Origin of the sequence: Cohnella silvisoli, from assembly GCF_021190915.1 — a bacterium.
GTDB classification, from domain to species: Bacteria; Bacillota; Bacilli; order Paenibacillales; family Paenibacillaceae; genus Cohnella; species Cohnella silvisoli.
Window position 1 is genome coordinate 207410 of sequence record NZ_JAIOAP010000004.1, and the last position, 15163, is coordinate 222572.

The 15163-nt window shown below is 50.0% G+C and carries 14 protein-coding genes; 11 read left to right on the forward strand and 3 right to left on the reverse strand.

What is annotated here, in order from left to right:
* Positions 1–78: 78 nt before the first annotated feature.
* From K7P76_RS10110 to K7P76_RS10155, 10 genes are all read left to right on the forward strand, one after another.
* Positions 79–2127 (forward strand): sensor histidine kinase, encoded by a 2049-nt coding sequence (locus K7P76_RS10110; RefSeq protein WP_232185174.1) that lies wholly within the window; start codon positions 79–81, stop codon positions 2125–2127.
* A 113-nt stretch (positions 2128–2240) separates the two neighbouring features.
* Complete coding sequence (locus K7P76_RS10115; protein WP_232185175.1) at positions 2241–4532, forward strand: ATP-dependent DNA helicase; 2292 nt, start codon at positions 2241–2243, stop codon at positions 4530–4532.
* Between the two features lie 90 nt (positions 4533–4622).
* Positions 4623–4862, forward strand: a complete 240-nt coding sequence (locus K7P76_RS10120) for a hypothetical protein (RefSeq protein ID WP_232185176.1) — start codon at positions 4623–4625, stop codon at positions 4860–4862.
* Between the two features lie 166 nt (positions 4863–5028).
* A complete protein-coding gene (gene def, locus K7P76_RS10125; RefSeq protein WP_232185177.1) occupies positions 5029–5547 on the forward strand; it encodes a peptide deformylase in 519 nt (172 codons plus the stop codon).
* A 180-nt stretch (positions 5548–5727) separates the two neighbouring features.
* Positions 5728–6177 (forward strand): ester cyclase, encoded by a 450-nt coding sequence (locus K7P76_RS10130; RefSeq protein ID WP_232185178.1) that lies wholly within the window; start codon positions 5728–5730, stop codon positions 6175–6177.
* A 17-nt stretch (positions 6178–6194) separates the two neighbouring features.
* A complete protein-coding gene (locus K7P76_RS10135; RefSeq protein WP_232185179.1) occupies positions 6195–6668 on the forward strand; it encodes a MarR family winged helix-turn-helix transcriptional regulator in 474 nt (157 codons plus the stop codon).
* A gap of 161 nt (positions 6669–6829) precedes the next feature.
* Positions 6830–9394 carry an ATP-binding protein gene (locus K7P76_RS10140; RefSeq protein ID WP_232185180.1) on the forward strand — a complete coding sequence of 855 codons (2565 nt, stop codon included), beginning with the start codon at positions 6830–6832 and terminating at the stop codon, positions 9392–9394.
* Entirely contained in the window at positions 9391–9888 is a 498-nt protein-coding gene (locus K7P76_RS10145) for a chemotaxis protein CheX (RefSeq protein WP_232185181.1), read from the forward strand. The genes K7P76_RS10140 and K7P76_RS10145 overlap by 4 nt, the downstream gene beginning before the upstream one ends.
* A 20-nt stretch (positions 9889–9908) precedes the next feature.
* Complete coding sequence (locus K7P76_RS10150) at positions 9909–10274, forward strand: response regulator (RefSeq protein WP_232185182.1); 366 nt, start codon at positions 9909–9911, stop codon at positions 10272–10274.
* Between the two features lie 111 nt (positions 10275–10385).
* Positions 10386–10736, forward strand: coding sequence for a DUF3243 domain-containing protein (locus K7P76_RS10155; RefSeq protein WP_232185183.1), 351 nt, complete (start codon positions 10386–10388; stop codon positions 10734–10736).
* 132 nt (positions 10737–10868) lie between these two features.
* On the opposite strand, the gene K7P76_RS10160 is transcribed toward K7P76_RS10155, so the two are convergent.
* The 3 genes from K7P76_RS10160 to K7P76_RS10170 form a co-directional block, all read right to left on the reverse strand.
* A complete protein-coding gene (locus K7P76_RS10160) occupies positions 10869–11000 on the reverse strand; it encodes a DUF4023 family protein (RefSeq protein ID WP_232185184.1) in 132 nt (43 codons plus the stop codon).
* A gap of 81 nt (positions 11001–11081) precedes the next feature.
* Positions 11082–11741, reverse strand: coding sequence for a hypothetical protein (locus K7P76_RS10165; RefSeq protein ID WP_232185185.1), 660 nt, complete (start codon positions 11739–11741; stop codon positions 11082–11084).
* A gap of 137 nt (positions 11742–11878) precedes the next feature.
* Positions 11879–13822 (reverse strand): beta/alpha barrel domain-containing protein, encoded by a 1944-nt coding sequence (locus K7P76_RS10170; protein WP_232185186.1) that lies wholly within the window; start codon positions 13820–13822, stop codon positions 11879–11881.
* A 164-nt stretch (positions 13823–13986) separates the two neighbouring features.
* Here K7P76_RS10170 and K7P76_RS10175 point away from each other — a divergent pair, with 164 nt between their 5' ends.
* The gene (locus K7P76_RS10175; protein WP_232185187.1) at positions 13987–15117 is read left to right on the forward strand and encodes a DUF3900 domain-containing protein; all 1131 of its coding nucleotides are present in this window, start codon (positions 13987–13989) and stop codon (positions 15115–15117) included.
* The last annotated feature ends 46 nt before the right edge of the window (positions 15118–15163 follow it).

A 15163-nucleotide genomic window follows, 5' to 3' on the forward strand; every position in this document is an offset into this window, starting at 1 on the left:
ATCATTAATTGTCGAAAAAAATAAGGAATAAAAAGCTATGAACTAGTAGGAGTAGTTGCTAGAACGGGGAGAAATAAGATGAGGAAGACGATCGCAGAGCAAAATCTGTTGTTTATTTTATCCATACTGGCTCTTCTCGCGGGGGTCGCATTGGTATGGATATATTTTGTTCCCGAGAAGACGGTATCCGCTCCCGGTAACCGCATGGCTTTGACTGACGAAGAGAAAAATTACAAGATCAACGCACAGATGGACATTCTCCCGGATGAGGAAGGGCAGTGGACCTTTCAAGAAGCCGCATCCCCGTCCTTTAGTAAAAGCTATCAGTCAGCATTAGGCAAATCTGCTTTCGGCCTATCCGCTAGAACCTATTGGATAAGGGTGACGGTAGAGAACCAGTCTTCTCGCGAGGAATGGGTAATGCGCCTCTTTAACCCGGTCGTGGATGAGTTTGATATTTATATAGGCAGCAAAGATGGTTCAGGGAACGACTTAGCCTTCGTTGGGGATCGTATCGAGGATCATTATTGGTCCCAAAAGCTTCATCTACCCTCGAATCAACCGGTAACCCTTTATATGAGAGCGTCAACGGACGGTTCCATGATTCTGCCGATAGAATTAATGGACGACAATACGTTCCGGAATCAGATTCGGGATGAATATATACTGTTTGGCTTGTACTACGGTTTTGTTCTGCTGATGGCCGCATACATGTTCGCCACGTATGTTAACATGCGCATGATCGCCTACCTATACTACTCGATTTATATCTTATGCTTCGCCCTGTCTCAACTCGTCTGGAATGGTCTGTTACAGGAGATGCTTGGCAAAAGCCATTGGATTCTTAAGGTACTTCTTGATCTGTTCGATACCTACGAAGGCGTGTTTTTGTTTTTCTTTATCCTGTGCCTATGGTTCGTGCTGCTGTTCCTATCGAAAATGCTGCAATTGGAAATCTATGCTCCTCGCATGCACATCATACTCAAGGTTCTCAACGTGATTTTCCCTCTGATCCTCATTGGTTTGCTATTTCATTGGCCAGGATTCTCTTCAATCGCGATTTATTACGAATTCATAGTCGTAATGACGCTGTCCATAGCCATATTCAGGAGCGTATTCAAGGGGAATCGGGCGGCCAGATATATCCTTCTTGCTTTGATTCCGTTAATGGGATTGGCGAGCCCTTCCATTTTATATACGTTTAGCTTAATGAATTTCAGCACGCTGACTCATTACGGTTATCAATTCGGTTCCATTGCCGAATTTATTATACTGGCATCTGCGTTGTCTTACCAATCCAGGCAAAATCAGATTGGCAAAGAAAAGGCGCAGGAGCAAATGATCGCTAACCAAGAGAAGCTGGTCCGGACGTTGGAGCATTGGAACGAAGAGCTCGAAGTCACCGTCAAGGAACGCACGGAGAAGCTTGTTCAATCTCAGAAGGAGCGTAACGAGCTGCTGCAGAACATCTCCCATGACATCCGCTCCCCGCTAACCGTCGTGCAAGGAGGCATTCGGGCGATGGTGCTCGGAATTGAAGTCGAACCGGGCGAGAAGAACAAATACTTGGAGAAAATTTATGAGAGGGTTCTCTTCATTACCCGGTTCATCGATGATCTGTTCCAACTCAGCAGATACGATCAAAAACTGGACGATGCAGCTTTCGAAGCCGTTCAGGGCCGGGAATGGATAGCCCACGAATTCATGATCCTTGCCGAGGATATCCGGATGACCGGCAGGACATACGAGGTGATCTTACCCGCTGAAAGCCAGGGGATCATGGTCATTGACCAGCATGGCATCCGGAGGGTGCTCTCTAATCTTGTTCATAATGCTTGTAAATTCTCGCCCCCGGGAAGTACGGTCGAGCTTGAAGCGGCGATGGGCTCGGATGAGATAACGATTAGCGTAAGGGATAACGGAGAAGGAATCCCCGCGGAGCACATGGATCATGTGTTTAATAGGTCTAATAGAGGCGGGCAGACGGATAATTCCACCGGGAGCGGGTTAGGGCTTGCTATCGCGAAGGAAATTGTTGAGAGGCATGGCGGGAAAATCGGCGTGGAGAGCGCGACAGGTAAGGGAAGCCTATTTTACTTCACGTTGCCTCTCGAGCAATCGGAATGAGGTGCCTGCCTGCACGGATATGACGTCCTTGGACGATTAAAGGTGTATAATGAAGCGAAAAGCTCGTTAAGCGAACAATCCAGAAATAAATCTTACTTGGGAGATTGTGCCTCATGCCGGATTTGATTGCCCTTTCAGTGAGAACCCTCGTTGAGCACGTGTTCCGCAGCGGGAGCTTGGATTCCGGGTTTCGAACCGTAAGCACGCTTGCGGAGGGTACGAGGATTCATCAGAAAATACAACGCCAATATAGCGAGCAAGATCAGAAAGAAGTGTATTTAAGCGCGGAGATCCCTCATGGGGATCTCCTTTTCGTCATCGACGGGAGATGCGACGGCCTGCTGATTGCGGAAGACGGCGGGGTTATCATCGACGAGATCAAATCGACTTCGCTGGAGCTGGACTCCGTGACCGAGGAAATGTACCCCGTGCATTGGGCGCAGTCCAAAATGTATGCTTACATGTATGCCAAGGAGAGTGGGGTATCCCAATTGCGTGTCCGCTTGACCTACGTTCAGGTGGATACGGAAGAGCAAGTCAGGTTTGAGCAAGGAGTTCGTATGGACGAGCTTGAATCGTACGTGGCGGACATCGTCCAACGTTATGCTCCGTATGCTCGGTTGCTAAGCCGAAATAGACGGTTAAGGGACGAGAGCATCGAAGCGTTGGCATTTCCCTTCCCCGCGTACCGCGAAGGGCAAAGAAAGCTGGCTGGGGCGGTCTATAAATCCATCGATGAAGGTCGGAAACTGTTCGCTAAAGCGCCTACGGGCATCGGGAAAACGGTGTCAACGCTATTCCCCTCGATCAAAGCGATAGGCCAAGGGAAGGTGCAGCATCTCTTCTACCTGACGGCCAGAACGATTACGAGAACCGCAGCCGAGGACGCATTGGCGCTAATGAAGTCGCAGGGTTTGCGATTAAGCTCGGTGACGATTACGGCAAAGGACAAAATCTGTTTCCAAGAGGAAGTGGATTGCCGCAAAGAGAAGTGCTCGTTCGCGGACGGCTACTATGATCGGATTAATGAGGCCATTCTGGATCTACTCACCCATGAAAGCTTGATTACTCGGACGGTGATCGAAGCTTATGCCCGTAAGCACTCGGTGTGCCCGTTCGAATTTTCCCTCGATGTCGCTTATGCGTCTGATGCGGTTATTTGCGATTACAATTATGTATTCGATCCGCGCGTATCCTTAAAGCGGCTGTCCGGCGAGCATAAGAACAAGACCGTTCTTCTCGTGGACGAAGCGCATAACTTGATCGACCGTTCTAGGGAAATGTTCTCGGCGGCGTTGGAAAAGAAGGATTTCCTGGAGCTGGAGCGGGAATTTAAAGGCGTTCCGACAGGTGCTACGGGGGGTGTACATGCAGCGGCCAAAGCGATCAACAAGTATTTCATTCAGCTTAGGAAACAAGCCGAAGGCCAAGTTGTCATCATGAAGGAACTACCGTCCGAACTGTTGGAGTTGGCGGATGTTTTCGTCGTCCAGGCGGAGCGGGAGCTTGCCGGAAGGGGGCCGGGCGCAGGGAATGCTCGGCTGCTGGAAACCTATTTCTCAGCGTTGAGCTTCCTCAGAATCGGGAAGTTGTATGACGAAAGCTATGTCACTTATGCAGAAGTCAATCGCAACGAAGTCCGGCTGAAGCTATTCTGCCTTAATCCTTCGCATTTGCTTCGACAGATGGGCAAAGGCTATCGTTCGCACGTATTCTTCTCGGCGACGTTATCCCCGCTTAGCTATTTCATGGACATGCTTGGAGCGGAAGAGGAGGATTATTCGGTTACGCTGGCTACTCCCTTTGCCAAAGAACAATGGGAAGTGTCGGTAGTGCCGATCTCTACGAGATATGCAGATCGCGAACGGACGAAAGAACCTCTAGTCAGCGCGCTTCGTAAACTGTCGGAAGAGCGTCCGGGCAACTATCTGTATTTTTTCCCGTCGTATGAATATATGAATGGCGTATATGAAGCTTTCATGGCGGGTTGCGAAAGCTCAATTCGTACAATGCTGCAAACGTCGGATATGGCGGAAAACGAACGAGAGAGCTTTCTCGCAGCCTTCGACGTGAATAATGGCCCGGCATTAATCGGGTTTGCGGTAATGGGGGGAATCTTCTCAGAAGGCATTGATTTGGTGGGAGACCGTCTTCAGGGGGTCGTGGTTGTCGGGGTCGGCATGCCTCAGATCGGTTTGGAGCGGAATTTAATTAAAAGTTATTTCGACGGGGAAGAACGCAATGGGTTCGATTACGCCTACGTGTACCCCGGGATCAATAAGGTGCTGCAGGCAGGCGGAAGATTGATCCGATCGGAGCAAGACAAAGGCGTGCTCGTGCTGGTGGACGACCGGTATCTGCAGCCGCAATATCGACGGTTATTGCCGGAGGAGTGGGGGGTATAATGGCAACCATCCATCCATCGATCGAGCCATCCTGCTATCATTGGTAAAAGCCTTCAAAGCCACGAGAACCGCGGTTTTGAAGGCTTTTTATTGCAATTCGTTTATTCAGACGCGGAAGCCGGTGCGCTTGCGGACGGGCTTGGGCTTTCCATGCCTGTGCCGGAATCGGGTACGACAGCATCCGTGCCGTCATTGTTATTATTGTTGCTGCTGCATGCGGTTGCGCCGAATAGCAGTGCGATGCTCATTGTGGCGGTCATTAGCAGCGTGATCCATTTCTTATTGTTCATTGCGGATTTCATGGCGGAAGTCCCCTCTCTGTTCACGTGAAATATTTTTGCGGTGCTGAGAGTTTAATACCCTTCCTGGAATGAATGTTAAACATTAGAATTCTGAAAACCGGATAATAAACCCGTTGAGCGGAGCCATATATTGTGATATATTAGGCGCAAAAATGCGGAATAATGGTCAATGCAGATGAAAGGGGCATATCACGATGTCCGTGCTCAATATTTTACCTTTTGGAGAATCCATCCTGCGCAAGAAGGCCAAACCGGTGGAGGAGATCACGCCGAAAATAATTAAATTGCTAGATGACATGGCCGAGACTCTCTATGCGACGGAAGGGCGGGCAGGTCTTGCCGCACCTCAAGTCGGGATCATTCGACGGGTCATTGTAATGGATTGCGGGGAAGGCTTGATCGAGCTGATCAATCCGGAAATCGTTCATGCGAGCGGGGAGCAAGAAGGCGCGGAGGCATGCTTGTCTTACCCGAACTATCACGGTTATGTGAAGAGAGCCAATTACGTTAAGGTGGTTGCGCTGAACCGTCAAGGGGAGACGGTTCAGCTAGAGGGGGAAGGTTTCCTGGCTCGCTGCTTTCAGCACGAGATCGATCATTTGAATGGAATATTGTATGTCGATCATGTTCAAGAGCCATGGCTGTATCACGATCAGACGAAACGCAAGATTAACCTCTTTGAAGTCGTGCGCCTAACTAACAAAGGGTTGTGAACGAATAGAGGAACGGTGTGGAACATCCCGCGCATGCAAGCTTGCTGTGCTTATGCGGGGTGTTTTTTATTTTGCTGTAAATGAAATTAAATAAGTCAATTCGCTTGACTATAATGAGAATAGGGAGTATAAATAGTAAACAAGTCAATTCAATTGACTATATAAAAGGAGGAAGAAAAGATGAGTAAGACGAATCCTAATATTGAGATTGTACGCGGGTTTATCAAGAAATTCTGGAATGATGGAGATTTCGAGTGCGTGGCTGAGTGGCTGACGGAGGACTATGTGGATCATGCTTATGTACCCGGCAACAGGGAGGGCTTGTTAAACATGGCGCGTATTCTCCATTCCGCATTCCCCGATCAATCGTCTACGGAAGAAAACATAGTTGCAGAAGGTGATCGGGTAGTTGTGAGGCTTAGGATGACAGGCACCCATCAAGGAAATTTTCGCGGCACGGAGGCGACGAATCATCCGATAGATGTCCGGCTTTATCGGGAATATCGCATTTTGGATGGAAAGATTGCAGAACATTGGGCATTGTTCGATACGGCAGCATTGCTTCGGCAGATTGGAGCGGAGCTGAATGAGCAGCCGGCCTGTCGAATCGACAAACATAAAATAGATTAGCGAAGGTAGGGGCATATATGCAGGATGCGAAGTCGCCGAATTATGAATTAACCTTGCTGTTTTCCATGGCTTTTCGGACAGCTATTGACGAGTTGCATGCAGAATTGGAACAGAGGGGCTTCGGCGACGTTCGGCCGTCTCACGGGTTTGTATTTCAGCGGCTTGCCGCGCAAGGCGCGACCGGTATTGAATTGGCCCAGCATATGGGGATTACGAAGCAAGCGGCCAGCTTAACCGTAGATTATCTGGAGCAGCATGGGTATGTAAAGCGCGAGCCTCATCCTACGGACCGGAGAGGGAAGCTCATCGTCTTAACTGCCCACGGATGGGAATGCATCCGCGAAACCGAATCGATCTTCACGGCGATCGAGAGCCGATGGCGGGATCTTCTCGGTGAAGAGACGATGGAGAAGATGCGGCTGGACTTACGGCGTATTATTCAATCGTCCAAAGCCGCGAACCCGTATTCGTTCAGACCGCCGGTTTGGTAAACTAGGTTTCGCATGCTCGTTAATAGGGTACAAATAAGCTTGTCGGCTTCGGAGATTGATCGCTGTTCTCCTACCTTTTTCGTATGTGCACGATGCGGTCGTTATGCTACAATATGGAAAACGCGGCGCATTTTCGACAAAGTTTTCAGGGGGATTGCAGCATGAACAACGGCAATAAACGGCGTTCCTTGACATCCGAGATGATGTTGTGGATTTTAGTGCTGGTCGTATTGCCTGTGATCGTGTTGACATTCTACTTCTATATTACGATTACTTCCGCGTTAAAGGAGACCGGCTACGAGAAGGAATTGCAGACCAACCATACCACTCAGAGGTCTATTGAAGCACTAGGCGAGACGATTCTGGGCGTGACGATTACGAACGGCTACTGGGAGGATAACCGGCAGGCGCTGCTAGCCCGCGATATGGAATGGTTGGAAACAAATATCGCCGATATGCCGAACGTCGTACCGAATATCGACTTTGTCGCGGAAGCCGACCTGGAAGGCAACGTTCTTGTGCAGTCCGGCGATGTGGATTCGTTCACCGATCGTGTAAAGGTTCCTTATATCTTTACGAAGTTCGAGACGGCGAAAACATTCTCGGGGCTGCTCGATACCTCTAAGGGCTTAGCTATAGTGGCGATCTCGCAAGTAACGGGCGACAAGGGCGACAACGGAACGGCGGGGTTGCTCATTACGGGTCATTTTCTGAATAAAGAAATATTGGCTCGCCTTCATGACACGATGCAAACCGATGTCGCCCTGCTGCTCGGATCAGGGCAGTTCCTCTCCTCGACGAATGAGGTAAAAGCGGATGATCTCCAACGATTCCTAGGGGAGAAGAAGGTAGGGGATTCGCTGGAGATCGTGGCCAACGACGATGTCAGCCTCACTAAGTCCGCCGTGGATCTTCGGGATATGTCGGGAAAAATCATTGGGGTCCTCTACACGCAAAGCCAATCTGCAACGGCCATGAAGACGGTCAGCGGATTAGGCAAGTTAGGCTTATATTCTCTGATCGTAATGGCGTTTCTGCTCCTATTGGTCGCTTACCTGCTAAGGCGCAGAATCATGCTCCCGCTGCGGCACCTGACGCTAGTGTTAGAACAAGTTGCCGCAGGCCAGCACGTGGACGATATACCGAGACATGTCAAACAAGCGGACGTAGAATTGCTGCAAGCCATCGGTAGAATCGGGAGCCTGAACCAGCAGCTGGAGTACACGGTTCAGAAGCGCACGGCTGCCATACAAAATCTATTGAACTATGCTCAGCAAGGTTTTTTCACGGTTCACTCGGATTTGATAGTCGGTGAAGAATATAGTGCTCCATGCACGAGAATATTCGGGCGCGACATTGCCAGAGTCTACCTCCCCGAGTTGTTCTACCCGGACAATGAGCAGGAAAAGGATCTGCTCAAGGAAATCTTCGAGGAATGTTTCGTGCAGAAGGATGAGCTGAAGCGTGAGCTTATTGTATCGTTGCTGCCGGAGGAACTGTTGATCGGAAAGCTAACGGTAAGCGCGGAATATAAGGTTATCGAAGATGAGTTCGGCGTCACTGCGGAGATGATGGTCGTTCTAACCGATATAACCGAGAAGCGAATGATTGAACGGCAGATGGCCCGGGAGCGGCTTGTGTCGCAGATGGTTGTCCAAGTCGTCACCCATTTGGAAGAAACCCATCAAATATTGGGCGAATTCAAGCGTTTCTGCGAGATGGGCATCGTAGACAACATGAACAGCCCGCTTCCGCTGGAACAGAAATTGCTGTCCGTTTACAAACGAATACATACGTTTAAGGGAAGTTTCTCCCTGCTTCAATTTCCGAATATCGTACCCCGGTTGCATGAATTGGAAACTCAGCTTCAAGAGAAAATCTCCCAAGCTGATGGTTCCGGGGAACAAAGCTTGCAATTTTTACGATCCCTGCAACTTCACACTTGGGTAGATGAGGACTTAAAGGCGCTAACCGATATTCTAGGCGAAGAATTGCTGTTCCAGCAACAGCGCAACGAGACTGTAACGATCCCGCGCAAGGATTGGCTTATGCTCGAGAGTAAGTTAACCGAAGCTTTAGCGGAGCCGCAGCATCTTGATTTGTTGGCAGAGTTGAGGGAAGTAAGGAATAAGCCGTTTAGGGAGCTTGTCGCGCATTATACGGATTATCTCGTCATTTCCGCCGAACGGTTAGGCATCAGGCTGCATCCGATGCGGTTGGAAGGAGGAGAGGTTTCCGTCGACGGTCAGCGGTTCCTGCTTTTCTCCCAGTCGTTGATCCATGTTTTCCGCAATATCGTCGTACATGCCATTGAACCGCCCGAAGAGCGCATCAATCTAGGCAAGGATAAGAGGGGCACGGTCGAATTGCAGGTGAAGCAAGCCGGCGGCGACCTCGTCGTTACGATTAGCGATGATGGCAGAGGCATCGATGTTGGGAAATTACGTCAGCGCCTTGTGGATAAAGGAATATGCGATGAACAGACACTGCTCCATCTATCCGACAAAGAGGTCATTCCTTATATTTTCAGGGACGAGCTGACGACGACCGAATCCGTATCCGAGCTTTCAGGCCGGGGCGTAGGGTTATCGGCGGTAAAGGATGAGGTTGACAAGCTGGGAGGCTCTGTAATGGTAAACAGCGTATCGGGTCATGGGACTGTATTTACTTTTACGATTCCGCTTGAGGAATATAGGAAGGAAACATGGGGAGGAGTAATAACGTGAGGCAAAAGGAAGCCGACTTTTTCTCTGAGCTTACGATTTCCGCCGAGAACAACATCACTCAGCTAGGCATTACGGCTAAGTTATCGCCGCAAGCTTCGACGCGCGAAGGGAATTTAGACGATTATACATCCTTTATACAGGTAAGCGGAGCCATACAGGGCGGGGTTATTTTCACTGTAGAAGCGGAGTTGGCATTGCTATTGGCGCAAAGTTACTTGCTCGATCCCGTAACGCCCGATGAAGCGAAGACCTACGCGGTTGAAGTCGTCGCCGAGCTTTCCAACGTCATCTGCGGCAATGCGATTACGGAAAGGGGGCCGCACCCCATATACTTGGGAAATCCTTTAATTTTCGTAGCGCAGCAAGCGGAAATTCGTACTCGGTCGGCGCAGCCACTCGCGCAATATTACGACACCGACAACGGTTCATTCCAAATCATGTTTATTCCAATGGATCAAGAATCCGAACTTGCAACCATATTGAACGTCCAGTAGACCAAAAGGGGGAAAATAAAGTGGCAAAATTCATGATCGTAGACGATTCGGCAGTCATGCGGAAAAACATCCGTTCCATTCTGGAAAGCGAGGGTCATGAGGTTGTGGCGGAAGCGGCGGATGGCCGCGAAGTCATGGTCAATTACGTTAGCTATAGGCCGGATATCGTAACGATGGACATTAGCATGGGGAATATGGGGGGGATCGAGGCGCTGCAGTTGCTGCTTAGAACCTATCCAACCGCCAAAGTCGTCATGGTGAGCGCGATCGGGCACAAGCAGCAGGTACTCGAGGCGATCAAGCTCGGGGCCAAATCTTATGTAGTCAAGCCCATCGAAAGAGTCCGGTTTCTCGACATCGTCAATAGGGTTGATGCGCAAAGCTGAACGTCCGGACACCTTCGTGGGTGTCTTTTTTTTGTGAGATCGGAGGTTCAATTGCGGGCGACTCGGTTAAAATGTTAAGGAAAAACTAAATCCGTGCTAGGAGGAATTCAGATGACCGAATACAATCATGTTGTGGACAAAGACGGTGACGTTGATCCAAGCAAGGTGGAACGCGCGATTTCGAGTATCGACTCCGGGGAGAAGGAGCGGATTCTTCGCGATTTCGATGAATTTAAAGGTTATCTTGGCAAACGGATCAAGTTAGGCGAGAGCATCGGTTTAGGCGAGGAGCAAATGGCCGTCATTGCCCAGAAAGTAGCCGATTACTTGGCGAGCCACGAGGATCCCCGCAATAGCGAGGAGAAGCTTCTTCAGGAGCTGTGGAAAGTAGGCACGGAAGAAGAGCGCCACAAGTTGGCGCACATGCTCGTTCGCTTGGCGCAGCCGGAGCGTAGGCATTAGATTGGCGGAAAGCTCCCCTTTCAGGTTTCGAGGGGGAGCTTTTTTATAAGCGGTAGGGAATTGATCGAAAAATTCGAGTAATTCCTGTGCAGAACAAGCCCCTCACCTTTGAGAAAGTGAAGGGGCTTGCCGTTATTTGTTAGTGCTATGCTGCTTGCCCGGCAACTTATTGCCGGGATCTTCTTCGTTTTGCCGCTGCTTGTTCTTCTTATCTTTCTTCTGCTTATCGTGTACTTTTTCTACGAATTCATGGGTGTCGTCCATTTGGGAGAAGGCCTCCTTGAGTGGTGGTAACCTCCCTACTATTCCCATTTAGACGGATTCTATTTCGATTTAAATGGCTATTTACTTGAAATCAATGGAGCCCGCAAGCAGAGGTCCATTCTCGCCGGCATGATAGACGGAAAGGGTGTCTTTGCCGTCGTCCACGACCAGGTAAGGGCAGCAGTCGTAAAGGATGAGGCCTCTCAGATTGCCTTTCACGCGGATCGATTCATGGAACCCTTTCTTGATGTCCTTGAAATCGTTAGCGGTATAGGCGACGATCTCATCGCCGACTTTCTCGGCGTAGTGATGGCCGGTTTTGCTGACGATCTTCGTTTGCGTTGTCGGTAGGACGCGGCCGCTGTAGTAAGCGGCGATCGGGTCGTTCTCTTTGCCTTTGGCAAACTCGGGCCATAAGTCGCTGAACACCATATATCCGTTTTTCGCGCTTTTGATGAGGATAAAAGGAAGCTGCTCAGGGCCGTATGGAAGAATAAACAGATCCGTCAAATCGCCGACGCGCTCCTTGCCCTTCGTTTGATACAATTGTCCATCTTTATTGTACACATAGACTTGATTGCCGACTTGCACAGCCGCGAAGCCGCCTTCTGTTTGCACACTCGCTTTAATGGGAGCGGCAGGAGCGGCTTCCTTAGCTACTTCTGCGGCATGGGCAACCGCTGGAACCATAAGCGCGCAGACAATAGCCGCCGTGGTAAGTAATCGAATTGTTTTTTTCATATTAATAATAACTCCTTTTCATTGCGTCCGATCGAGGAACCCCTGCCGTGCACTGCAAAGGCTTCTATCAGTTCCGCCCGGAGTCATTATATTCCATTTTCCGTAATTGCAGTAAGTTACCGGAGTCATCGTTTTGGTCACATTACTGTCATTTTATCATCTGGCCGCTTCATCAAATAGGGATAAAGCATAATTAAGCCGGCAATATAGAGGGCGATGGCGAAATATGCAGGAAGAAGATGCAGGAAATCGGTGTAACTAATGTGATAATGCACGCTTAATCCGGCGATAAAAGCAGGGGATCCACCCGCGAGCAGCGTCCACCAGAGCCATCGCTCTCCTTGTTGAAGTCCCCAAAGAGCAACAATAAGCAACATGACCGCGTCGGAAAATAAAGCGCCGCCGAAGCCGGCACGATCGTGGGCGATCAGCGGAATCAAATGTGGATTGGCCTGTTCAAGCTGCTCGCGAGTGACCCCCATGAAGGTTAAATCCTGCGGGACGAATACGTGCGTAACGCCGACGCCGGCGATTACGATTCCGCCAATGCTTAACGCCACGCCTAATACTACGAAGCATAGCTGACCTCGCATTGCCAGTCGCCACTCCCGGCTGTTGCGAGTATTGACCGGGTTGCGGGAAGGCCGATCAGGGTTTCTTCGCATAGCTAGAATGAACATAGGAAATAAGATAGCTGCAGCAATTGCATGAATTGGATCAAAAAATCCGTAGCCCAAATACAGAAAAAAGCTTGGGAATCCCACGATCCCCGACATCAATAAGGCGGTTCTCGCCCAATGCAGTCCGTACTTGAGTCCATTTTTGGCGAGTTGATAATATAGAATCCCGATTGAAATCATCGTTCCGGCCAGCGTAATTCTATCATGGGACATGAAGTGAAGCAGGTGCTCGTTAATTTGTTCGAGCTCGGAGCGGGACATGCCAAGGAATGCTTCGTCATAAGGCAGTAAAACCGACGAGGCAGCTATGATCCACGCAATGATACCCCCTGCGATCATCCCTATTCCGAGCAAGCACATCCATCCCCAATGCTTCCAGAACGAGGGTTCTTCCGCTGGAGGAGTTTGACGTATTTTCTCATAAATAATGGCTTCGTTTACCCGTTTGGGCAGTCCGGGTCCGGCGTATACGAGTCCGCTGTTCAACAGCACAAAGTCGGCTCCCGCCTGAATCATATCGAGCGCGTCCTGCGGCTCATGGATGCAAGCCGACGATTTAATGACGGAATCACCGGGCGATATTGTCCGAAGGAATTCGATTTTGCTCAAGGCAAGTGTCTTGCCGTCACGGCCAATCCGTACCCCATCGCGCTCCCGTAGAGAGCTTCCAATGACGAACCCTTGCCATGCGGAAATATCGGTACCGCGCAACGTTTGCTCCAGCCGATCGTCCGGGAAATCCAAAGGGATATAGAGGAACATGGGCTTCCGGGTTGTTTGATAGGCGTGTATGGCAAGCGCTGAGGCTTGTTCCAACAAAAGCCGGGTTTGTTCCAAGCTCCGTTCAATGGACAACACGTCAAGGTAGAAGCCGGCCGCGCCCGTGAGCGATAACGTTTCTAGTAGAGTCCGAAACTCATCCACGGCTTGTGCGACGGAGACTCCGGGCATCGGGGCGATTCGGACGAATTGGGGCAGGGAATGGAGCGGATTATCAATGATGCGCAGCGATCGGATTAATCCTTCGTTCTCATATTCATTGGGATAGAAGATGGATTCCCGCTCGCGATCATTGAGGATGGGGGAATTGCTCTCGATGGGATGAAGGGTAACTGGCCCGACCTCTATGAAACCGATCCCGAACTGGGAAATGGCTGTATGAGCGATCCCTTGCGGATCCACTCCGCCGGATAAACCGACGGGAGTCGGAACGGGTATTCCGGCAATCGCGCTTTCTAATAGCGGGGAAGGCTCCATGTGGCCCATTGTTTTAATAAGCAGCGTTCCGCCCGGCAGGAGACTGACTCTACGCATCGCATTCAAGGTCAAGCTGCGAGCGACTCTAGAAGGCAGCCAGAACAATAGGGGGCGAAACAACGTTTGATAAGACCAATCCGGCACAAGCTCAGCTCCCCGTACTATTTTCAGAATGAGTATACCACATCTTATAAGGGCGCTAGGCAATGAGAAACGACTAAGTCTGGAGAAGGGTTGTCGTGCGATATTGAACCTGATAATATTCGGTTAGGCCTAAATAATTTAAGTCAGCCGACAGGGAGCCGAACATGAAATTCGCCATTCAATATTTATCGTTTTTCGTTATTCAGAGCGAGGGTTCCGATCCGGACGGCCCTAAGAAATACAAGCATTATCAAACGTTAACTCATGAAGAGTACCAAGATAGCGAGCTAAAGGCGTTCCTCGACGGAGAGTTCAAGCGTATCGCCAAGCGCAAAGCGGAGGTCAATGCGGCATCCGAGCAAGTCCCGACGAAGATTGGACGTTTCATTGTAGAACCCGGATATGATTTGACGAGCAATCCCAATTACAACTTGTTTCAACGTTTAAGAATGGCAGCGGACAAGGCGGAGTTCCACAATTTCAGCGACGACCTTCTTCGCATTTACATGGACACCAACTCGGTTAGAGGCGGGGCGTTCGTCCTGGCAACGGCTAAGCTTAACGAGCTGTACGATGAGCCGTTTCTTTTTCTGTTCAAGTGTGATTTCGAATCGAAGATTGCCCGGGTTTCGGATGAGAAAAGCTTGATCTCGCAAGTGGAAATGGCGATTAACGCCAAGAACATCAAGTCTATTCAATATCCTCATATGCCAGAAGAGGGGATGCTGGAGGAGTGGGAGCTGAAAATCCATCAGGCTTCCCACGCTAGGTATTTTGAAGATTTTCTTAAGTATGTCAGCTACGAGAAGTCGAAGCCCGAGATCGTCGCGGACCAGGTGATGGAGATGGTTCACCATTACATGGAAACGAAATGGCAGGGAACGGAAGCGGCGGAAGGCGCCGACGAGACGGAAGAGACAGTGGCGATGCGGGAAGAGAAGCAGCAATTCGATGTTTGGGCTGCCGGAGAGAAGCGCGAGCTGCAGGAAAAATGGACCCATGAGCATGTCGTTGAAGCGGCAACGCGAATCGTGGAAGTTCAGCCTGAGTTGGAGCTTAAATTCAAGCTGGACGATGTTGTGGTGAAAGGGCAGATGGCTGACTATGGCAACAACATTCATATCGCGAGGGTGAACGGGCGGTATGTCGTGCTCATCGAGGGAGATTCTTTCCAATTCGATAAAGGCGTGTCGCCGATCGAGCTGCTACATCCTGAAGATTTGGATGAAGTTTTGCGCCGAGTCGGCAAAGGTTATCGCAGAACGCCGATCGGAGAAGCGCCGGCGTTAGACTAATAATTGCTAGACATTGGAGTACGTGAACGGCTTTCATTCGGTTTAT

Bases quoted from the DNA above. Each gene is read 5' to 3' on its own strand.
- K7P76_RS10110 (WP_232185174.1), top strand. From the start codon at position 79: ATGAGGAAGACGATCGCAGAGCAAAATCTGTTGTTTATTTTATCCATA.
- K7P76_RS10115 (WP_232185175.1), top strand. From the start codon at position 2,241: ATGCCGGATTTGATTGCCCTTTCAGTGAGAACCCTCGTTGAGCACGTG.
- def (WP_232185177.1), top strand. From the start codon at position 5,029: ATGTCCGTGCTCAATATTTTACCTTTTGGAGAATCCATCCTGCGCAAG.
- K7P76_RS10130 (WP_232185178.1), top strand. From the start codon at position 5,728: ATGAGTAAGACGAATCCTAATATTGAGATTGTACGCGGGTTTATCAAG.
- K7P76_RS10135 (WP_232185179.1), top strand. From the start codon at position 6,195: ATGCAGGATGCGAAGTCGCCGAATTATGAATTAACCTTGCTGTTTTCC.
- K7P76_RS10140 (WP_232185180.1), top strand. From the start codon at position 6,830: ATGAACAACGGCAATAAACGGCGTTCCTTGACATCCGAGATGATGTTG.
- K7P76_RS10155 (WP_232185183.1), top strand. From the start codon at position 10,386: ATGACCGAATACAATCATGTTGTGGACAAAGACGGTGACGTTGATCCA.
- K7P76_RS10160 (WP_232185184.1), bottom strand. From the start codon at position 11,000: ATGGACGACACCCATGAATTCGTAGAAAAAGTACACGATAAGCAGAAG.
- K7P76_RS10165 (WP_232185185.1), bottom strand. From the start codon at position 11,741: ATGAAAAAAACAATTCGATTACTTACCACGGCGGCTATTGTCTGCGCG.
- K7P76_RS10175 (WP_232185187.1), top strand. From the start codon at position 13,987: ATGAAATTCGCCATTCAATATTTATCGTTTTTCGTTATTCAGAGCGAG.